Origin of the sequence: Flavobacterium luteolum (assembly GCF_027111275.1) — a bacterium.
Lineage (GTDB): Bacteria > Bacteroidota > Bacteroidia > Flavobacteriales > Flavobacteriaceae > Flavobacterium > Flavobacterium luteolum.
In genome coordinates this window covers 4,718,475-4,740,371 of the sequence record NZ_CP114286.1, presented here as the reverse complement: position 1 = coordinate 4,740,371, position 21,897 = coordinate 4,718,475, and the positions used below count along the sequence as shown (strand labels likewise).

Annotated in this window: 17 protein-coding genes and 1 pseudogene; 7 read left to right on the top strand and 11 right to left on the bottom strand. The window is 40.5% G+C overall.

What is annotated here, in order from left to right; all coding sequences use genetic code 11:
• Positions 1–5: 5 nt before the first annotated feature.
• The 5 genes and pseudogenes from OZP10_RS20205 to OZP10_RS20185 all read right to left on the bottom strand — a co-directional run bounded on the left by OZP10_RS20205 (position 6) and on the right by OZP10_RS20185 (position 6,007).
• Complete coding sequence (locus OZP10_RS20205) at positions 6–1,055, bottom strand: pectinesterase family protein (RefSeq protein WP_281632475.1); 1,050 nt, start codon at positions 1,053–1,055, stop codon at positions 6–8.
• Between the two features lie 63 nt (positions 1,056–1,118).
• On the bottom strand, positions 1,119–2,039 hold the full coding sequence (locus OZP10_RS20200; RefSeq protein ID WP_281632474.1) for an alpha/beta hydrolase: 921 nt from the start codon (positions 2,037–2,039) through the stop codon (positions 1,119–1,121).
• Between the two features lies 1 nt (position 2,040).
• Complete coding sequence (locus OZP10_RS20195) at positions 2,041–3,609, bottom strand: glycoside hydrolase family 28 protein (RefSeq protein WP_281632473.1); 1,569 nt, start codon at positions 3,607–3,609, stop codon at positions 2,041–2,043.
• A 39-nt stretch (positions 3,610–3,648) separates the two neighbouring features.
• Complete coding sequence (locus tag OZP10_RS20190) at positions 3,649–4,620, bottom strand: pectinesterase family protein (RefSeq protein WP_281632472.1); 972 nt, start codon at positions 4,618–4,620, stop codon at positions 3,649–3,651.
• A gap of 729 nt (positions 4,621–5,349) precedes the next feature.
• Positions 5,350–6,007 (bottom strand): annotated as a pseudogene (locus OZP10_RS20185) (IS6 family transposase).
• A gap of 977 nt (positions 6,008–6,984) precedes the next feature.
• Here OZP10_RS20185 and OZP10_RS20180 point away from each other — a divergent pair.
• Positions 6,985–8,073: a serine hydrolase domain-containing protein gene (locus OZP10_RS20180; protein ID WP_281632471.1), complete on the top strand. Its 1,089-nt coding sequence runs from the start codon at positions 6,985–6,987 to the stop codon at positions 8,071–8,073.
• 923 nt (positions 8,074–8,996) lie between these two features.
• On the opposite strand, the gene OZP10_RS20175 is transcribed toward OZP10_RS20180, so the two are convergent.
• The 4 genes from OZP10_RS20175 to OZP10_RS20160 form a co-directional block, all read right to left on the bottom strand.
• Positions 8,997–9,440 (bottom strand): response regulator, encoded by a 444-nt coding sequence (locus OZP10_RS20175; RefSeq protein WP_281632470.1) that lies wholly within the window; start codon positions 9,438–9,440, stop codon positions 8,997–8,999.
• A gap of 316 nt (positions 9,441–9,756) precedes the next feature.
• Positions 9,757–11,061, bottom strand: coding sequence for a glutamyl-tRNA reductase (hemA, locus tag OZP10_RS20170; protein ID WP_281632469.1), 1,305 nt, complete (start codon positions 11,059–11,061; stop codon positions 9,757–9,759).
• 259 nt (positions 11,062–11,320) lie between these two features.
• Positions 11,321–11,908: a globin family protein gene (locus tag OZP10_RS20165; protein ID WP_129053246.1), complete on the bottom strand. Its 588-nt coding sequence runs from the start codon at positions 11,906–11,908 to the stop codon at positions 11,321–11,323.
• 17 nt (positions 11,909–11,925) lie between these two features.
• On the bottom strand, positions 11,926–12,360 hold the full coding sequence (locus OZP10_RS20160; RefSeq protein WP_281632468.1) for a hypothetical protein: 435 nt from the start codon (positions 12,358–12,360) through the stop codon (positions 11,926–11,928).
• Between the two features lie 332 nt (positions 12,361–12,692).
• On the opposite strand from OZP10_RS20160, the gene OZP10_RS20155 reads away from it, so the two are divergent.
• On the top strand, positions 12,693–13,061 hold the full coding sequence (locus OZP10_RS20155; protein WP_281632467.1) for a hypothetical protein: 369 nt from the start codon (positions 12,693–12,695) through the stop codon (positions 13,059–13,061).
• A 158-nt stretch (positions 13,062–13,219) separates the two neighbouring features.
• Here OZP10_RS20155 and OZP10_RS20150 read toward each other — a convergent pair whose 3' ends face one another.
• A complete protein-coding gene (locus OZP10_RS20150) occupies positions 13,220–13,621 on the bottom strand; it encodes a hypothetical protein (RefSeq protein WP_129053243.1) in 402 nt (133 codons plus the stop codon).
• 360 nt (positions 13,622–13,981) lie between these two features.
• Between OZP10_RS20150 and OZP10_RS20145 the strand changes: the two genes are divergently transcribed.
• Both OZP10_RS20145 and nhaA read left to right on the top strand, forming a co-directional pair.
• A complete protein-coding gene (locus tag OZP10_RS20145; RefSeq protein ID WP_129053242.1) occupies positions 13,982–15,055 on the top strand; it encodes a succinylglutamate desuccinylase/aspartoacylase family protein in 1,074 nt (357 codons plus the stop codon).
• A 99-nt stretch (positions 15,056–15,154) separates the two neighbouring features.
• Positions 15,155–16,336: a Na+/H+ antiporter NhaA gene (nhaA, locus tag OZP10_RS20140; RefSeq protein WP_129053241.1), complete on the top strand. Its 1,182-nt coding sequence runs from the start codon at positions 15,155–15,157 to the stop codon at positions 16,334–16,336.
• A 158-nt stretch (positions 16,337–16,494) separates the two neighbouring features.
• Here the strand turns inward: nhaA and OZP10_RS20135 are convergent, their stop codons facing one another.
• On the bottom strand, positions 16,495–17,808 hold the full coding sequence (locus tag OZP10_RS20135) for a DUF389 domain-containing protein (RefSeq protein ID WP_281632466.1): 1,314 nt from the start codon (positions 17,806–17,808) through the stop codon (positions 16,495–16,497).
• A gap of 483 nt (positions 17,809–18,291) precedes the next feature.
• Between OZP10_RS20135 and OZP10_RS20130 the strand changes: the two genes are divergently transcribed.
• The 3 genes from OZP10_RS20130 (at position 18,292) to OZP10_RS20120 (ending at position 21,876) form a co-directional block, all read left to right on the top strand.
• Positions 18,292–20,064: a chloride channel protein gene (locus OZP10_RS20130; protein WP_281634778.1), complete on the top strand. Its 1,773-nt coding sequence runs from the start codon at positions 18,292–18,294 to the stop codon at positions 20,062–20,064.
• A 181-nt stretch (positions 20,065–20,245) separates the two neighbouring features.
• Positions 20,246–20,635 (top strand): hypothetical protein, encoded by a 390-nt coding sequence (locus OZP10_RS20125; protein WP_281632465.1) that lies wholly within the window; start codon positions 20,246–20,248, stop codon positions 20,633–20,635.
• Between the two features lie 158 nt (positions 20,636–20,793).
• Positions 20,794–21,876 (top strand): efflux RND transporter periplasmic adaptor subunit, encoded by a 1,083-nt coding sequence (locus OZP10_RS20120; RefSeq protein WP_129053238.1) that lies wholly within the window; start codon positions 20,794–20,796, stop codon positions 21,874–21,876.
• Positions 21,877–21,897: the final 21 nt, after the last annotated feature.

Here is a 21,897-nt window from a genome sequence, read left to right as displayed (position 1 = left end):
AGCTTTTATTTTGCCAAAGGCTTCCAATTATCAGATCCGTTTAATACATTTTCTACTGAATACAATTTGGCTTCAGCTGCAGAAATTGATTTTAAACCTTCCCATTTTGCTCGTCCGCTCATATCAGCACCTGCGCCTTTATTGTTGTATTCATACAAATGCAAATCGGAACTGGTTGAAGCATAATCCATACGCCAGGTTGTTGGCCATCCCAGCGGATTTAATTCTTTGGACATTTCACAATTCAGCCAGGCTACTTTAGGATAATTATGCCAAGGTCGCCCAAGGCTGAAAGGTTGTTTGTCATCATTAACACGAGGACTGTTGCCAATAAAAGTCAACTTGCATTTGTTGAACACAAAACCATATTTTTGATCTTTTGGCGTACTTGGAGCAGTTATCCAGCCACCGCCGTAACTTCTAATTTCACAACTGTCAAAATAACCTATTCCGCCACCGTAGATATAGTCAGTTCTGCCTAAAATCATACAGTTGTTGAAATAGCTTCGCGTTCCATCTTTCCCAAGAAGCATAGTGTCTTGATAGCCTAAAAAATTACAATTGATAAAAGTATTTTTATCTGAGGTAATAAAAACAGCTAAAGCCTGTCCAACAGGACCAGCAGTATTTTGAAAGGTTACATTCTCCGCTCTAAACTCATCTCCCTGAATCGTTACTGAAGCTGAAGTTCTAATATTCTGCCCTTCCCATTTCGCAGCATCTTCGGCTGGACATTTATTGTTTAAACCGCCAGTACAGTCGAAAATATGATAACTTAGAATCGTTTTTTCGCGGTTTTCTCCTATAAAAGTGATTCTCTTTTTGTCAACAGGAACAATGATTTTTTCGGTATTGTATAAACCGTTTTTTATAAAAATGATAGTGCGTGCTGCTTTATCAGATAGTACTGCATTAACAGCATCCTGAATTTTAACATAATCACCGCTTCCATCTATGGCTACAGTAATTTTATCTTTAGTTTGGGCTGATAAGCTGTTGGGTACTATTATCATAAAGGCTATAAAAACAGCCCATTGGTAAAAGAAATTTTTCATAATTTAAGTCTTGGAAAGTTATTAATTTGGTTTTGTAAGCCAATTGCTTACGGAGAGTTAGTTTTATTTCTGCGGTTTGGAAAGGAAGCCCATTTCGTTTAACCAGGCTTCGCATAAAGCCGTCCATAATTGTGTTGAACCCGGATTATTACGAAGCGCGATGTTATGATCTCCTTGCGGAAAAATATGTAAAGCTGCTTTTACATTGGCTTTTAAAAGTGCTTGATAATATTGAATGCTATTGAGCGGATTTACGACATGATCATCCGCTGCACAAGTAACAAATGCAGGTGGTGTAGCAGCGGAAACATTTAATTCACCTGAAAAAAGTTCTTCATTTTTCGGTTCTGGATTTGTTCCTAACAAAGCTTCATAACTTCCTTTATGGGCATTCTGCTTCATACTGATCGCTCCCGAAACAAGAATTTGGAAATTCGGCTGTATGCTTACCGAATCCAATTCATCATTAATTTTAGCATAATCAGTAGTAATTGTGGCAAGATTGGCTGTTAAACCGCCGCCTGCAGAAGCTCCCATTACTCCAATTTTTGCAGGATCAATTTCCCATTGAGAAACTCGGCTTCGAATCATTTTAATAGCTCTCTGTCCATCCATAATTGGTCCGAAAGCCGGATTTACCAAATCAGGAGAAGTTGGAAGCCGATACATAACCACAAAAGCATTTACACCAAAAGTATTGAACCATTTAGCCAATTGAAATCCCGCAATATTATAAGTCAGTTTTTTGTAACCACCGGGAGGAAAAATTAAAACTGCTGCTCCGGTGTTTTCTTCTTTCGAAGTAAAAAAAGCATATATCGACGGATTATCAACCTGAGTTATGCGTTCACGGTCTTCTATCCTATTTAATTTCATCCCTTTAGAATTAGGCATTTTACCCTTTTCCCAAAGCGGAATAATGTCCTGGCTAAAAGCTGTATTTATAGAAATTATGAAGAAAAAAAGCAGTACAATGTTTTTCATTTTATTTGTCTTTTTTAAGGAAAGGTGTTTTTACAAGAGATAAGAAATTAGTACCCTGAATGACATCCGAATTAACGGCTTCAACAAAGACCGAAGCAGGAACTTTCTGAAAACAGTTGTTGATCAATACCGTTTTACAGTTTTCTAATTTAAGTATTGGCTGGTCTGCAATAGTTTTTTTAGATTTTACATCATTAAACAAGAGCTTATCACAATTTGTAAATTCGAACGATGGACCTTTTTCGGCAGCGATATCTACATTTGAAAAGGTGAGATTAGTTGCCAGATTTCCTGTAAAACCTTCTTTGGCTTCCATATTAATATTTGTAAAAGTAAGTTCATCAACAGGCATTTCTTCGATACCACAAATCACTCCTACTTTATTAATATTTCTTCCTGTTACATTGCTGATGGCTATATTTCTAAAAATTGGTGTACGTTCTGAAACGGGTTCTACTTTGGATAATCTATCATAAAAAAGATCAAACGTAAAGGCATTACGGCCTATATTTCGCATTACGATATTGGAGACCATAATGTTTTCCACAACTCCTCCACGACCTCTGGAAGCTTTCATTCGGATTCCTGCATCTGTTCCATCAAAAACACAGTTTGTAATTACTACATTTTTTACGCCGCCAGACATTTCACTTCCAATTACAACACCTCCATGGCCGGCCAGCATCACACAATTGGTAATCGTTATGTTTTCACAGGCTTTTCCGTATTCACGTCCGTGGAAGTCTCTTCCTGATTTTATGGTAATACAATCATCTCCTACACTTATAAAACAATCAGATATTCTAACATTGGAACAAGAAGAAGGATTGATACCGTCAGTATTGGGACCATGTGGTTCCTTATCCGGATTCATGATAGTCACTCCGTGTATTCGCACATCATTACAACCTACTGGATTAATAGTCCAAAATGGCGAATTTAAAATGCGAATTCCTTCGATATTAATTTTATTACATTCAAAAAACTGGATAAAAGGAGGTCTGAAAAATTGCGTTTTTAAGGTATTTTCATAATACGGTTCCACTTTTAATTCTTTGTTTTGCTCTACCCAAAGTTTTTGTAATTCGGTTGGTTGTTTGAGCGTACCGTTCAATTTTAACTCTGCATTGATTCGTTTAGCTTCATCCCACCAAGCAAAGCCATTTCCATCTATAGTTCCTTCTCCTTTAATAGTAATATTTTCAGCATTTTGAGCATTAAACAACGGAGCAAATGTTTTCATAAAAACGCCTTCGTAACGTACTTTTTGAAAAGGCAGATAATCATTAAAATTGGATGAAAATTTTAAAATGGCACCAGCTTCTAAATAGATCGTAATATTGCTTTTTAAAGTGATAGCTCCTGTTAGATAATTACCAGCTGGAAAATACAAAGTTCCTCCTCCGTCTTTTGAAGCCAGATCAATGGTTTTATGAATGAGCGCTGTACAGGATTTTTTACCCGAATTATCTGCTCCTAATGCCTTAAGATCATAGCTTTTTGCCGATACACTTAGAATACCCAGAAAAAAGACCGTTAAAAATAGTTTTTGAAAAATTTTATGGTTCATGGTTGAGAAAATATGATAGTAAATAAGAATATTAAAGGATTAAGGAGTTGCCGAGTTGAGCAGCCATTGATTTTCAACCTTGAAAATGACATCAAAAGTGAGCTTACGATTTTGTTCAACAGAAAGCAGATGCGACCATTTGACACGCTTAGTTGTCAAAGCTCCGGGACCATAATTTTTAAACTCAGCATAATAAGCCGTTTTTTCACTTTCAGGTTTTCCCCAATTGTGCCATCCTTCCGGATTAATATGGGCATCCATAAAGCAACTGGAAAAAATTACATTGGCATATTCTCGCCAGGGACGTCCCAGATAAACTTTACGAACATTTGGCGCTGACAAAAGCTTGCAATTCAAAAAAACAAAACCATATTTACTGTTTTTGGAAGTATTAGCTGCAGTGATATACGAATTAGCTTTACTGTATAAAGTACAATTATCAAAAATAGCTGTGGCCGAACCAAAAATATAATCGGTAGTACCTTCTATGTAACAATTATTAAAATAATGACGGCTATTTTCTCCTGAAACATATAAAGTATCCTGATTGCCTAAAATTTTACAATTGGAAGCTTTAAAATAATCTCCTTCCACATGCAGGGCAACAGCTTGTCCCACAGGTCCTGCAGTATTTTCTATTGTAATATTCTGAATACTAATATTATCAGCAAGTACTTTTAAAGTATAACTTGTAAAAGTGCCAATGTCAGGCTGGCCGTTATAGTTATTAAATGAAACTATTGTTTGGTCTTTATTTTCTCCAATAAGAGAGATATTACTATTAAAAGAATCGATTATAATTTTTTCTTTATAAATACCCTTTTTAATAAAAATAGTTTTGGGATTTGAAGGAAAAGCTCCGCAAGCTGTAATTGCTTCCTGAATCGAAATGAAATCAGCAGAGCCGTCTAATGACACCGTAATAGTGTCCTTTATAGTAGTACACCATGCTTTTGTAAATGGAGAAAAAAGTAAAAAAAAGTAAAAAAAAATAATGATAGTTTTTCTCATGATTAGTATTTATAAATATTCAGATGTCGTAAAGCGCTGGCTTGGGAACGATGCCTGTTTTGTTTTTATTACATGGTCTGAAAAATCAGAGGATCTTCTTTTGCAAACATAAGAGCTTCCATAAGAAACAATAAGGTGTATAATACAATAACTAAGGGGGGAAATCACAAAAACAGGGTTAAAATATCTGCAAGAAGACTTTTTATCCCACAACTCTAAGGCTATCTTTTCTGATTATGTTTTAACTGTCAGAATAAAATATATAAATTTAATTAGTTTAAAAGTTAGCTAGGCAAGTTACAGGATGATTAAAAAAATATCCTTCGTCCAACCATCTGATTCTTTCCAAAATTATTTTAAACTTCAATTACGCTTAATATTGGTTTGATCGATTCAGAACTTTTACAACCAATCGGTTGTCCATGTACACAGGGAAATTATGGAACTTTATGCTCAAATTAGAATTTTACTGATTCTTTTATTCGGATCCATTACAAATTATGCTACAGCTCAGCATAGAATAGATAATGATATAACATTTAGCCTTAAAGGCAATAATAACTATGCAGCTCTAAATAGTTTTTTAGGTAATTTTAATTGGTTCTGTCGCATCTGTCAGAATCAAATATAAAAATTGAAGTAATTTAAAAGTTAGCCCGCCAATTTACAGAATGATTGGCTCTGTCGCATCTGCGAGAATCAAATATAAGAATTTAAGTAATTTAAAAATTAGCTCACCAGTTTACAGAATGATTTAAACATAGATAATCCTGGCCTAACCATCTGATTCTTTCTTAGCATATGTACAACTTCAATTCCGCTCAATGTTCGTTTGGCCGATTCAAAACTTTTAAAACCTAGTCCATTTTGGATACGCCATTTTATAAAACGATGGTCCTGCTCTACAATATTGTTGAGATATTTACACTGCCGGATTTTAATCTTTGAGAACGAACGTTTGTTATAGACTTTGATCGCGGCAGTATTAGAACCGCTTTTATCGATGTTTATTACTCTTGGACTACAGTTATTACTAATTGCTTTAATTAGAAATGACTGGGCACTCATCCTCTGCCTTCTCTTAGTTAATAAGAAATCAACTGTATTACCAGACCTATCTACTGCTCTATATAAATAACACCAAATACCTTTTACTTTGATATAAGTCTCATCTAATCTCCAACTCGTCCCCACTCTGCCTTTTCTCTTCTTCATCTCTGCCTCAAGTGAAGGTGCAAACTTATATACCCAACGCTGAATCGTTGCATGATCCACAATCACCCCCCTAATCTTCCTCAACGTCACGATAGCTAAGTGTAAATCTTAATTTAAAATACACTGCCTGAAGGATTACATATTTTGGATAACAATGACCTTTAGTATTCATTTTTTATTAGTTTTGAAAAACCAAAGATAAAACTTAGTCATAGATGCGACAGAACCCAATTTCTTTCTGATTAGATTAAAGCCATATGAAAACTGAAAGGGATTTCTTTTGTGTCATAAAAGCTAAATAGCATAAAGTAATTCATAGAGCCAAAGAAAGACAATCCTGCCTTAACTTAAAACATTCTTTTAAAATCCTCCATAAATTTTGTAAATTTATATATTAGTTTAATGCGATGAATCAATTGAGTTTTTATAATTTTTGAATCAATCCCCAACAGGATATCTAAACCAAATTTACAAAGCCAATGGAAGACAGACCACTACATATAGAAAGCCAATTGCTTCAAATCATCCAAAAATGATGTTGTAATTTGTCCTGTCCCCGTCACAAAGCCAAATGACGCCAATTGAAGACAATTGGCGCCAATTTTTTTAGACTTTCTTTATTTTTATTCGTCTAAAGAGCCGGGCTCCTCAGCAGCCCTAGCCCCGATAGCAGTGAAATCCTTTTGTGCTGGGGTTCAACGCAAAAGATTGGAACGAATAGCGGGAAGAGCTGCTAAAAATAGCTTCAGTGAAAGATGTAGAACTTAAAAGCCCAGCTTTCCATCCTAGCATGGTCACAATCACGCCCCTTATTTTCATTGTTTCTCCAGCATCTCAATAACTTAAAGCAAACCCAAGCTTGAAATAGGCTGCCTGCAGAATAACAGCCTTTGGATAGCTATGCCCTTTAGCATTTATTTTTCGGCGCGTTTAAAATTCTAAAGGTAAAATTATTCCCAAATGCGACAGAGCCATGTTCCCCGACTGAAGCAAAAAAATTGCTTTATTCCCAAAATAATAATTAGAAAACATTATAGAAATAAAGAAAGAAAAAGTCAGATTAAAAGACTAGATGTCACAAAATGTTACATTATATTCGCATAATCTAATTAACCGACAATTTCAAACCATTGCAGAAGCCTAAATAAAATGAGAAACATACTTTTTTATGTCACCGCAACATTTTTTTTAAATTATTCATATAGCCAAAACATCGAAAAATTTGCAGATAGCATTCGAAAAATCCATAATATCCCTGAACTTAATTATGCTGTGATTTCTTCGGAAAAAATTATAGAAATAAAAGCTTTGGGCGTAAAGAAAATAAATTCAGAATTGCACGCTGAATTATCTGACAGATTTAGGATCGGTTCAAACACAAAAACGATAACAAGCTATATTGCTGCGGTTTTAGTCAATGAGGGAAAAATTAAATGGGACACTAGATTTTTCGAATTGTTTCCTGAACTAAAAGCAAAAAGCAATCCAGCTTATTATGGCTTGACTCTGTGGGATTTAATAACTTTTCGCGCAAAAATAATGAAATGGTCATACGGAAATGAAATGCCAACCAAAAAGGAAGTATTTGGAACAAACCAAGAGCAGAGGTATAAACTAATCTCCTGGATCCTCCAACAGGAGCCGGTGAAAGAACCGCAAATAATTTATTGGGCAAATCCAAGCTATGTTGCAGCGGGATTAATGCTTGAAAAGGCGACGGGAAAAAATTATGAAACCTTAGTGAAGGAACTCGGAAAAGAATTAAATATAGAATTTGATTTTGGGCAGCCTAACTATAAAGATCAAAATCAGACTTGGGGACACAACGAAGATTTGGAACCTGAAATGCCTGCGGATAATTTTAAATTAAATTGGCTATCATCTGCTGGAAATATAAATGTCAGCTTACCTGATTATGCTAAATTTATACAAATGCAGCTTAAAGGGCTTTTAGGGAAATCAGATAAATTAAGTGCTGAACAGTTTAACTATATGCATTATGGGTTGCCAGAATTCGCATTTGGCTGGGAGTGGATGATTGAGGATGAAAGCAATTTGCGCTACTCGTTTCATAATGGAAATCCAGGAACATTTTTAACAAAAGTTTTCATCTGTAAAGATATTGACAAAGCATTTATAATATTTGCGAATGTCCAATGCGAAGAAGCTGATTTGGGAATGGAAGCCATATTTCATAAGTTAAATAGAATCTACAGCAATAATTTTCATAAATCTTAAATTAAATTGCGACATCCAAAGAAGTTATAAATTCGGCACCTAATGATGGCTGTAAAAATTCAATTATATTTTTCTGCTGCATAAAAGTGCCTTTATCTTAGCCTGTAATTTAATAGTAAATCTTAAGCTAATACAGGATAGAAATAAATCAATTTTTAACCTCAATCGAACGACAGTTAATGAGTTAAATTAGATATTCCAATTTATACAGAAAATTTGCAATTTAAATTTTTAAAACTTTACTAAAATATAATCTGAAACTGAAAAACTGTCTGCCAGTTTCCAACATATTCCGGTTTTTCTGCATTGTAAAAAGCTTGTGCCGCCGCAGAATAAAAAAGCTTGTTCTTATTGAAAGGGATTACATTTGTGACACAAAACCTAAATCGCATATAGTAATTCACAGATCCAAAGAAAGACAATTTTGCCTTAAGCATAATAATCTTTTCAAATCCTCGATAATAGTTGTAGAATTGTATAATAGTTTAATGCGATAATTCAATCGAATTTTTATGTTTTTTTGCATCAATCCCCAACAGGACATCTAAACCAAAAATACAAAGCCAATGGAAGACAGCCCCTACATATAGTAAGCCAATTTCTTCAAATCATCCAAAAATGATGTTGTAATTTGTCCTGTCCCCGTCACAAAGCCAAATGGCGTCAATTGAAGACAATTGGCGCCATTTTTTTTAAACATAATTGCTGATGGACAACAGCTGAAAATTGATTTATTCCTCACTAAAATAAAGCACAAAATAGCCCCGATAGTAGCGGAAATCCTTCTGCGCCGGGGTTCGGCGCAGAAGATTGAAGCGCATAGCGGGAAAAAGCTCCAAAAAAAAAACAAACCTAAAAAACAAACCTAAAACTATTGCCGTGTGGAACTGCATGATAAGCCGTCTCTGGGCTGTTTCCGCCTCCTACCTGATATGGAATATCCGCTCTTGAGCTGATAAATCCTCCCACGATGCTCCCATGACTATTGCCGCCAGATTCTTAAGATCTTCATACGTGCTGGGCTTCACGGCATAAAAATCCGCTCCCAGGGCAAAAGCCCTTTGCATTGTTTTGGCTGCACTGTCGATGGAATAGACGATGATCCTTGCATTTCCGGGAGCCGGGCCCATGCCTCTGAGCCTTTCGATGCACTCAAAGCCGTCCATGCCCGGCATATAAAGGTCAAGGAATATGAAATCGGCAGGCTCCTGCTCCGGTTTGGAAAAATGCTCGATGAGCTGCTGTGCGCTGCAGAGCTCAAATATCCTGAAAGGCCGATCGAGCTCCAGAAGCGCTTCATGGAGCAGCATGCGGTCGTCCTCATCGTCATCGGCTAGGCATATGATTATTTTCGGGTCTTCATCCATGATCTGTCGGTTTTTCGCTGCCGAATAAAACCATCATACAAGGATCCCTCAAGCCGGCTGCGCCACAGCCCTCAGAAAATCCCTGAAAATCGAATTATTCGGCTCTTGGTTCAATAATTTTCCAATTTAGGAATTCTGGCGCCCTGAAACAAATACGGAAACAGATTTTACATAATTTCCACCTTAAAGATGGGAATTATGTAAAATCAGCATAAGAATTCCGCTTCAAAAAAACACCTCAAGCGCATCATTTATAGATATGCCCTAGATGCCTGGCTCTGCCTGGTCTGTCTGGCGCTTGAATTCCAGTTTATTTTTATGACAGATTGATTATGTATTTTTCTTCTGTAGGCCAAGAAGATCTATCGGGCATAAACCGCCCTATCTGGAATACTTTTTCAATAAATTCTATGCTCTGGTCCACTGGCGTATTCTCCTCTTTCAAGTGGCTCGCAAAATGGCCTATCAATTTTTGGATAATCCTGGAACTGACCAGATCCATCTGAACCTCGTCAAAATGGATTGCTTTCTTCTTTTGGAAAGCAAACTCAGTCGATACAATCTCATTCAGTTTTGCTTTCAATGCATGGATGGTCGGTGCGCATTTTCGGCCGTTCACCCAGGCATACAGCTCTGATTTCAGATCCTCAATAATGGCTTCTGCGGCAGGAATATGCTGTTTTCTTCTCTCCAGCGTCTCATCGGCAATCTGGGAGAGATCATCCAGATGCATTAAAGTCACGCCGGGTATTTCTTTGACATCGGCATCCACATTTCGCGGAATGGAAAGGTCCAGGATCAATAAGGGCTTATGCAGGCCAAGAAGTGTTTTATCAATAGTGGGGCTTTGCGCTCCCGTAGCCACAACCAGCACATCCGCCCTTTGCAGTTCTTCTTTCAGATCGCCGTAACCCTTTACGATGACATTGAGTCTTCGCGCCAGCAATTCGGCTTTGTGTCTTGTTCTGTTTATAAGGGTTATATGACTGTTTTTGGTATGCTTTAATAAATTTACGCAGGTATTTCTGCCTATTTTTCCTGTCCCCAGCAGCAGAATATTTTTGTTCCCTACATCAGCTGCATTCTGGATTATATACTGTACCGATGCAAAAGAAACCGACGCGGCGCCGCAGGAAATTTTAGTCTCTGTCTTGACTTTTTTGCTCGCCTGGATTACGGTGTTTACCAGGCGGTCCAGAAATGTGTCGGCCAAACCTTTCTCTCTGCTGCGGCTAAAAGCGGTTCTGATCTGGCTGATGATTTCAAAATCGCCCAGGATCTGGCTCTCCAAACCTGTCCCTACCCGGAACATGTGGCTGACGGCCTGGCTGTTTTTATAGATGTAGCCAAATTGCTGAAATTCCTCCACGCTGCCTTTCGTATGGCCGCAAAGCAGTTTTATCAGTTCATACGGATGAGAAGCCCATCCATAGATTTCAGTCCTGTTGCAGGTGGAAATTACAATCAACGACTCTATGCCCTCGGTTTTGGCCTGCGCCAGCAGGTCAGACTGGCCTTCAGCATCCAGGCTGAATTTCCCCCTGATCAGGGCATCTGCTTTTTTATAGCTTAATCCTAAGGCGTAGAAAGTGGTGTTTTGGGAAAGCTTAAAATTTTCCATGGGATGGCTTTGATTAAAGATTCGAAAAAAAAGGAGTTCTGCTCTGGAAAATCAGTCCGCACCCGTATGTGCTGCCATGCGGACAAGCGCCTCCAGTCAGTATGGTCCTTGTATGAGATATATGGTCAAAGATGCCATGCAGCAAATTTGCAACTGCAAAGGGATTCCTTTAGGCAGACATGCTTGTTTTGGAATAAGACAATGTCTTAAAAAGAAAACGCCGCCCGCAGAAAAAGGCGGCGTTTTTTGGGAAGATGAATTATTTTTGGACGATGGGCGTTCTCAATGATTCCAAAACTGCCACAATATCCGTATAAAGTTCGGTGTTTGAAGCAACGCCGTTCGCATTGGCGGCCGCTCCCACATAACCTTCGAATTTCGTATAGTCGGCACTGCTGGATTTTGTTCCCATTCTAGGGTTTGTCGCAGGGTTGTGCGCCGCTGCCATGCTCAGGCCCGAATACGTATTAACTGCATTTGTCCCTCCGGTGTTGAAGGAAAAGAAATCAGTCAGGTTATCGGATAATTTTGCAATATTTGTAGCCTGGGTCGTTCCGGTTTCGGCCAGAAGGGGCGCAAAATGCGCCTGCAGGTTTCCTGATGCATTGGACTGGATATCGGCAACTATCAGTCCGATTGTTGAATTGACCACTTTGCGGAAGCTAAGGCGTCCCTGCTCGATCATCTGTCCTGAATTATCAGGATCGGCAACCATTTTAGTGCCTCCCAACCGCTCATATATGGATGCTTTTACAGGAGCCGGAGTCTCATCATCATTGCTGCAGGATGTAAAAACAGCCGTTGAAAGGAATAACGCGATTAAGGCGATTTTAGAATAATTTTTCATAACAATAATATTAAAGGTTAATTAAAAAAATGATTGATCTTCTGGGACAGCTTGTAGCCCAGACTGTTCTGGTCCATAGGACAGACTTCTTTGGATGCCAGATTTTCAGGCAGTATATAGGGCTGCGCATCATAATGCCTTTTGGCCATCAGCTGCGCATAGACCTTTTTTGAATTGGTGATCCGGTTATTATGGAAGTAAACCACCACGTTTCTCTTGATAATGATGGAATCCGAGGTCAGCCCTTTGATGGATCTCAGGTCAGCGCAGATCTGTCTGGCCTGTGCAGAATCGATAGCCTGCTTGAAATCAATGCGGCTTACCTGCAGGTTTGGAGTGTCATAAACCGCAGGCTTGGCAGTAATGATATGGAAAAGAAGAATTGCTGAAAACAGGACCGTTGTTCCCATTGCGATCCAAAGACCTTTTTTGATGTGCTTGTTGATTTTCATACGTGATTTTTATAGCGGTTAGATTTAAGGTCATATACGGAAACTTTTTTAGGATGGTTTTAACAAGTAAAAAGAAAACTTTAGTTTAGAATTGTTTTAAATAATCTGAATCCTTTCCACAGCATCAGCCATGCCTAAAACAGCATCCCGCATCATCTTTTCATACTGCCCATGTTTTTGGAGATATCGCCGGCAAAAGCCATGATTCGGATTTCAATGGACAAAAAGAGGTCTTCCTGCAATCTGTAAAAGAGTTTTTGGCGTATATAGGTGAAAAGCATTCCTTGAGATGAAAATCATCTCTGCTCTGCAAACCAAAAAAAAAAAACGTTATGAAACTACAAAAAGCATGTGCCGTTTTATCAGCTGCCATAATCCTTGCAGGCTGCTCCAATGATGATTCCGCAGCTCCGACGGACACCACCGCCCCTGCCGGATCAGCAACCTATGACAAGGATGTGAGATCAATTATTGACAATAACTGCATTGTCTGCCATGCGGCGGTTCCCACAAACGGTGCGCCCATATCCCTTGCCACATATGCCCAGGTCAAAGAGGCCGTTTTAAAACGAAGCCTCATCATCCGCATTTCCCTTGAAAACGGCAATAGCGTGCTGATGCCCAAGGGAGGCCCCAGAATGCCCCAGGAAACTATAGATATAGTCAAGCAATGGGAAAAGGACGGATTATTTGAAAAATGATTTTAATATCCGCGGCAATACTATACTCTGCCCCGGGCGGTTAAATGATCCCGCCGCAGGCAGATTTAATGCAGGAGCCTGCTCCGGTGCGCGGGTCGCCACCTTAATGTATAGTGGTTAAAAATACCCCTTAGAGAACCTCTGGTCAGCATTCAATTTCAGAAAATGAAATCCCATTTAAAGGCGATTTGATGCCCAATAATTATCTCATAAGCATAATAAGAGCTATATTTGCCGTTTCGGATATCAAAAAGAAATAAAATCATCTCATCTCCCCTAATGCCGCCCTGCAAGAACATACTGATCTTCCTGCTTACCGCCCTGCGTCTTCTCCACGGCAGTGAGCCTGAAAAGCTTTCATCGGCTGTATTCTCTGATCCGTCCATGGAAATCCTTGCAGGCTCAGATGGAACAGCTTCAGTTTTCAGTGCACCGGGCGCTAAAAAAAAAGTGAGAATAAATAGTTCATCCAATGAACGGAAAACCAAACTCAAGCCGTCCGTTTGTGTTTTGAAAAATGAAAAATTCCGCTTTGATGCTGTTTTGGCGAACTGCGCCATAGACAGCTCGCTTTTCAAGAACAAAATAGCCTGCCGGCTGGACAGCAGCAGCCTGCTTCACCTATTTCACCTTTTCTAGAAATCCCTTAAACAGCGTACCGTATTTTCGGCCTTTGGGTCCGGCTTTTCACTTCGCTAAATTTCCTTAATCTTTTAAGACTCGCTGCATCTTCACCATTTTTAGCCCCATAGGCCGCTAGATCCCGTGAATTGTTTACCATTCAATGTTTTTCCTAAACATCTGCTGGATATCATTTCAAGTCGTTTCCTATTGCAAAACTAATCGTGTTTTATCTCTGCAGGCCTAATTGGTTTTAATCATTTATTAATCAGGATACCCGTATCCGCTCTCAAAATTCCATGAAACATTTATTCTTGCTTTTCATATCCTTGCTTATATGCCAGACGGCGGCGTCTCAAAAAAAATCGCTGAAATTCTACCTTGAACAGCATCAGGGCAAAAAAATTGACACCATATTCCGCATCGGCACTTCTGACAGCATCAAAGCCGGGCTCCCGGCAACATTGATATGCGGAAGATTTAAGGGACCGACCTTTGCCATCGTGTCAGGAGCGCGGCCCTCAGAACAATCGGCAGTACAATCACTTTTAAAACTGCGCCGCGAGATAAACCCTGAAAAACTGGCCGGGAGCCTGATCATAATTCCGATAATGAATCTAGATTCCTTTTTTTCTTCCTGCCAAAATAACGGCCTGAATACGGATTTAAATCTGGATCAGTATTTTCCAGAAGCCCAAAAAAGCATCGTCAATGGGCTTGCAGCCGATTTTATAACCACCCATATTTTTGATGCTACTGATATTCTTCTGGATATCAGATCAGCGGGCAGCAATGAAGACCTTATATCATATGCCAGCTACTATCATAACAGTGAACTTCCCCAGCAGGCCCTCTTGTGCTCGCGCCTGTGCGAAATCAGCGGTTTGGGAACCGTAGTTGCCAGGCCTTATCTTCAGCCTTGCGGGCAGCCTTCCAAGCAGATCTCCAGACAGGCAGTGCGCCTTGGCATTCCAGCCCTGAGCATAACGGCGGCAAAGCAGGCCGCCGCCGCCAGATCTGAAATAGGCCCGGCCATGAATGCTGTGTATAATATGCTGGCCCAGCTCAAAATGTATCAGCATAAACTGGCTCCGCAGGCAGTGCTTCCAAAAAGATTCTTTAATGACCAGCTGCTTGTAGCCTCACCTGCAGAAGGCTTGTTCTACAGCAGCGCAAAGGCCGGCAGCAGCATTATCAAAGGTGAGGAAATAGGCTATATAACCGATGTTTTCGGCAGGAACGTAAAAATAATAACCGCGCCGGCAGACGGAACAATCCTTAAAAAAAGCACCGGACTTGCCGCCAGCACATCTGCCCCGCTTTTCTGGATCGGCCGCAGCAGAAGCAGTAATGAAAAAGAACAGGAAAAATAAGACTGCTGCCCGCATTTTCCTTAACGAAAAACTCTTTGGATTCTTCTAAAAATCAATCCCGATTTGTTTTTTCTGCCCTTACCGGCTAAATTTGCAGATATGACAAAACTAATAAACCTAAATATTTTCAAACGATTTTTCTCCTCCTCCTCAGCCGGAGGCGTCATCCTGCTGCTTTGCGTAGCTATATCGCTCACTATAGCCAACATCGGGTGGGCAGAATCGTTTAATGGTCTGCTGCAGATGAAACTTGGCAGGGATTTTGGAGCCATAGATCTGGAATATCCCCTTATTACCTGGATTAATGACGGTCTTATGGCTGTATTTTTCCTTTTGGTCGGCCTGGAAATCAAAAGGGAAATCATCGAAGGGGAACTCTCTTCCTTCAGACAGGCGTCCCTGCCGGTGCTTGCAGCTATCGGCGGTGTTGCTGTGCCGGCCCTGCTCTACGCCTCGCTGAATGCCTCAAATCCGCAGACGGCCGCAGGCTGGGGAATTCCCATGGCCACCGATATTGCCTTCGCACTCGGCATTATTTCCCTTTTGGGCAGCAGAGTCCCAAACGGGCTTAAAATTTTTCTGGCCGCACTTGCCATCGTTGACGATCTGATCGCCATACTGGTAATCGCAATATTCTATTCCAGCGAAATCCATCTTATCTACCTTGCCTATGCAGCAGGCATCATGTCGCTTCTGATCATTTTTAACAGATGCGGGGTAAAAAACATATTCTGCTATATCATTCCCGGGGCAGCAATGTGGTATCTGGTGCATCATTCAGGCATCCACGCCACCATTGCAGGGGTACTGACGGCGCTCGCCCTGCCCACCAATGAGGATGACACCGAATCCCCGTTGGAAAAACTTGAGCACAGCCTTACCATTCCGGTAAACTTTTTCATAATGCCACTGTTTGCCATTGCCAATACGTGCATCACTTTTGAGAGCGGAATGATCGAAGGGCTTGCAGGAAGCATCGGGATGGGTATCATACTGGGATTATTTCTCGGCAAGCCCGCCGGGATTTTTTTAATGTCCTGGTTAGCCGTTAAGCTCAAAATTTCAGAACTGCCCGACCAGACATCATGGCCTCATGTACTTGGACTAGGCATTCTGGGCGGCATCGGCTTTACCATGTCTATCTTTATTGCCCTTTTGTCCTTTAAGCAGCCTGAATTACAGCTGCAGGCAAAATTTGCCGTTCTTACAGCTTCCCTTCTGGCCGGCGCGCTGGGCTATGCCATTTTATATCTCTATGGCAGAAGATCCGAAAAATCATAACAAATTTTCAATGCAGCGGCTATTTTGGGCCCGTGCAGCTTGAAATGCTTTTTTTTGCTTTATTCGAAAAAGGGTTTTATTTGCAAAAATAAGGCCCTTTTTTACGCCATCCTTTACGCGTGCACAGGCAATCATACCTTGATCTATGCGCCATAAGGCTACTTCTCGCGGCGGTAGAGCACCACGTTTTTGACGCCCAGCCTTTCATTGAGCCAGGTCCTGAACTTCTCCTTATCGGCCTGTCTGATTGGTTTTGCCGCGTCATATGCCACAGCAGTCACCTCGGCAAGCGAATCGTTTTTTAATGCGGCCTGCTGGCGCACAATGGCCAGGGAACTTACTTCGGGAAACAATATTCGGATTTCCTTCAGAAATGAGGCATTATCGAACTCATAGCGCGAGAGCTGCTTCTGGAGCTGCATGATCTTCACATCCTTTGCATTGAGCTCATTCTCACTGCTTTTGATCTGGCTCAGGATATCGCCCTTCAGCGCACTGAAACGGTCGGTGCTGTCTTGCCTGATAATCAGTTGGGCACCCTTCAAAAACTGGTTCTCACCCATTTTTTTTCTCAGAAGGCCCATTTCGGAATCTGTAAATCTCTTGGAAAGGAAAGCCAGCTCCAGCACTTTCCCCTTTGGAGCATAGGAACTCTTTTTATAAACCATCGTGTAGCCTTTAGCTGTGAACTCCTGATCGGCGAAAAGGTCTGCACTTTTGATGAACTGCTGCTTCTCATACAGCGTATAGGCAAGATAGGCGCTCGGGATAATCATAACGGTAATGAGTACGGAAATGAAAATTCTGACTTTTCTCTGCTGTCCCTTGTCCACAGCCTCTTTGGCAGGATATTTAAGATATTTTACAATCAGGAAAGTGGATATGCCGATAAACACGCAATTTATGCAGTACAGGTAGAAAGCGCCTAGGAAAAAAGGCCACTGCATAGTGGCAATGCCGTAGCCTGCCGTACAGAGCGGCGGCATGAGGGCCGTGGCGATGGCGACCCCGGGAATGGGATTTCCCTTTTCGGTCCTGGTGACGGCAATCACGCCCACCAGCCCCCCAAAGAAGGCAATAAGTATATCATATATATTGGGAGATGTGCGTGCAAGCAGTTCGGACTGCACTTCCTTGAAGGGGCTCAGGTAAAAATAGACCGTCGAGAAAAGAAGGCTTACCAGAGTGGCATTAAGCAGGTTGCGCAACGATTTTTTTAGCAGGGAAAAATCATAGATTCCCAGGGCAAAACCCGCCCCCACTATCGGTCCCATCAGCGGGGAAATCAGCATCGCACCTATGATCACCGCTGTAGAGTTCACATTAAGCCCCACAGAGGCAATAATGATCGCACAGGCCAGTATCCAAAGATTGGCGCCTTTGAAATCAATATTTTTCTTGACACTCTCAAGGGTCTTACCCTTGTCGTCTTCATCCTCATGGAGGGTGAAAAATCCTGAAAATTTCTCCATAATCTGCTTCTTGATAAAATTTCTGTATTTTGAATTTAAAAAAAATATGCATATCATCCAAAACAATTGTGAAATTGCCCTGCAGACCATCTGGAGAAGACCGGATGCAGGTACAGTGTTGCGGCATGTATATTGGGACTTTAGATCGAAAGCTGGATCCCCATGAAATAAGGCGGAAGAAGCTGATATTATGCATTTTCCCCCAATAGCCTTTTTTGAACTTAGAAAATCAGCATTCCTTTAAATTCGGCGCTCCCAACCGCATAGAGAAAGGAAAAACAGAACTCTGTAAAGGATAAGGAATTATCGGCTCTGGATACCTCATGGAAGCTAAAAGCAGTGCTATTAATAAATTGTTTGTTAAAATCTGATGCTGAAACAAAGCTGTGGCGTATCTTTGAAAAAATTGCCCCTATAATCCCGCAGCGCTTATTGCCGCATTTAAAATCAATGCACGGGCGCGCGTACACAGTTTTCACTTTCATGTTTAAAAAAAAGCTTTTACAGATTGAGGCCCTTCTTATTGTAGGAAGAAAAAAAATGTCTCCCAAACAGTTTATATTTCTGGCCAGCGTCCTTGTCGGGATCACTTCCGCCTTGGCCGTCATACTCCTAAAATCATTTGCCCATTCGGTTTATCAGGCCGCTGCATATGCCAACAGCATACTAAAGCTGAGCTTTATCAACTCAGTGCTTCCCGTTATAGGGATCCTGCTCACGGTGATGGCCACCAGAAGGCTCCTTGGAGGGACCATTGAAAAAGGCACTTCCCAAATCCTGTATCTGGTAGCCCGCAAAGCCAGTATTGTTCCCAAAAAACAGCTTTATGCGCAGATTCTCACAAGTTCCCTCACAGTGGGGCTTGGAGGCTCGGCCGGGCTTGAAAGCCCAATTGTGGTTACAGGAGCCGCTTTCGGTTCCAATTTTGCCCAGCAGTTCCGATTAAGCTACAAAGACAGGACGCTCCTTCTGGGCTGCGGAGTCGCGGCCGGAATCGCCGCTGCTTTTAATGCGCCCATAGCAGGGGTGCTGTTTGCCGTTGAAGTGCTTCTGGTGGATGTGACCATAGCAGCCTTTACACCGATTATGATCGCCGCCGCAACCGGCGCCCTGGTTTCTGCAATCCTGCTTAACGAAAATATACTGCTCAGCTTCCGCCAAAAGCAGACTTTTGATTACCACAACATCCCACTGTATATCCTTCTGGGCCTGTTTACAGCTTTTCTTTCGGTCTATTATTCAAGGAATTTTCTCAAAACCGAGCACTATTTTGCAAACCTAAGGCTCGGTGCATATAAAAAAGCGCTTTTCGGCGCTCTGGTCCTCGGACTTCTCATTTTTGCATTTCCAGTCCTGTTTGGTGAAGGATACGAAAGCATCAAATCTCTGGCCGACCGCAATCCGGGCGAACTTCTGGAAAATACCCTCTTCAAGGACTTCAGCTCCAATCAATGGGTGCTTCTGGCTTTTGTGGGGGCATCAATGATGCTCAAGGCTTTCGCATCAGGCATTACCCTTGGCAGCGGAGGCAACGGAGGAAATTTTGCGCCATCGCTTTTTCTGGGCTCATATGCCGGATATTTTTTTTCTAAATTCCTTAACCTTACCGGACTGACCGACCTTCCTGTAAGCAATTTTGCCATAGTGGGCATGGCGGGAATACTCAGCGGACTCTTTCATGCCCCTCTTACAGCCATATTTCTTATTGCAGAAATCACAGGCGGATATGATCTGATCATCCCGCTTATGATTGTCGCCTCGATAAGCTTTGCAATCTCAAAACGTTTTGAAAAGCATTCCCTGGATGTAAAAGGGTTGGTAAAAAAAGGGAATGTCTTTACCAGCAACAAGGACACCAATATCCTCTGGACCCTTAAAATGGACGCCATACTGCAGAATGATCCCAAAACGCTTGCTCCTGAGGATGACATCCACATGGTTCGCAGTGTGATAAAAGCTTCCGATCAGGGAATGTTTGCCGTGACTTCTGGGGAAAAACTGCTCGGCGTGGTCTATTTCAGCGATATAAAGGAATTTATATTCAATGATACCGATATCAGGGCGAAAGACCTAATGGCCGCCCCGATGGAAATCGTTTATTATAATGACAGTATGGAGACCGTAATGCAGAAGCTGGAAAAAAGCAGCAGGTCCTATCTTCCGGTTCTCAAGGAGGATCTCTATTGCGGCTATATAGACAAGGGCGCTGCATTGGAAGCCTACCGAAATCAGCTTAAATCCATGATTTTTGAATAATTTCCCCCAGTAGAAATACAGCAGATAAAACCCAAAAGATAAAAATTTAATCTCTTGAAGCTAGTAAAAAAATCAATCTGCAAAATAAAGGAAGCATAAAATCCGAAATCAGCATTTCTATGTTTATTTTAGATCTCAGGCATTGCTTTTAAGGAATCCTTTCAGTAAATTTGTAGCTCTTATGAAGAATTGGTACACTAAATTATTCGTTTCTATTGTCATTCTTTTAAATGGATATGGCAGCACTTATGCACACAATAACATTGTTTTATTTAAAAAGTTTTCTTTTTGCACTGTTATTAATAATGCTCAAAATGAAGCCAGTTTAAATCGTGGACGTTCATTTGAATCCTTTAAAAGGAAAATGTGCCTTTTTGATAATGAAGAAAATGAAGAGAACTTTTCTTCGGTGCAAAAACAGCTTGTCAAAAGCAATTACTTTTCATTTTTTCACATCAGCAATCATTTTGCCGTTTCTGCGACTGCTTTTACCCAGAAAGTAAATGACTGCAAAATCTTTAGTTTACTTTATAATAAAGTATATCTCCTGTTTCAGGTTTTCAGAATTTGATTTTTGCTATCGCTATTTCAAAATAGCCGATTCCTTTATTGTTCTATCCTCTGTGTTCTAATTTAGAAAATAGAAGGATACGAGCTACTATGGTCTATTTCCGAAGGCCTTTTTACTTAAAAATCAAAAATAAATTACGTTTTAATGCTGAAATAATTATGAAGAGAATTTTCATGATCATGACTTTATGCGCCTTAGTTTTTGCGGGCTGCAATTCAAAAAAAGAAGAAGAAAAAGAGGAAAAAACCAAATTTCTGGTTACCAGTCCGATTGAAAAAGATACTACAATTACAAAAGATTATGTATCTCAGATACACTCTATCCAACATATTGAAATAAGAGCCCAAGAGCGCGGCTATCTTGAAAAAATCTACGTTGACGAAGGACAAATGGTAAAAAAAGGACAGCTCTTGTTTAAAATCATGCCTGCACTTTACGAAGCAGAAATGAAAAAATCTAAAGCAGAAGTAAGTTTCAGCGCAATTGAATACCAAAATGCCAAAAAACTAGCCGATGAAAAAGTGGTTTCTCCAAACGAACTGGCAATGGCAAAAGCCAAACTGGAAAAAGCAGATGCCGAACTGGCCTTAAGCAAAGTTCATCTTCAGTTTACAGAAATCAGAGCTCCTTTTGACGGCATTATAGACAAATTTCATGTTCGTCAGGGAAGTCTAGTTGACGAAGGAGAATTGCTGACAGAATTGGCAGACAACAGCTCAATGTGGGTTTACTATAATGTTCCTGAGTCTGAATATCTGGATTATCAAGAAAAAGCAGAGAAAAACGGCAAAATGAAAGTAAATCTTCTAATGGCCAACAACAAAAAGTTTCCCTACACCGGTGTAGTAGAAACTATTGAAGCCGATTTTGACAATGAAACGGGAAACATTCCTTTCAGAGCTGTTTTTCCTAATCCGAAGAGATTATTAAGACACGGTGAAACGGGAAGCATTCAGATGCCTATTGATTTGAAAAATGCAATGCTGATCCCTCAGAAAGCCACATTTGAGGTTTTAGATAAAAAATATGTCTATGTGATTGACAAAAACAATGCAGTAAAATCCAGAGAAGTTGTTATTGCTGCCGAAATGCCCCACCTATTCGTAATTAAAGAAGGCTTGTCAATTAATGATAAAATACTTTTAGAGGGACTTCGTCTTGTAAAAGAAAATGAAAAGATAAACTACGAAGTTGTAAAACCTCAGTCGGTACTGTCAAATTTAGGACTCTATGCAGAATAACCGAATCTAAAAAAAGAACAC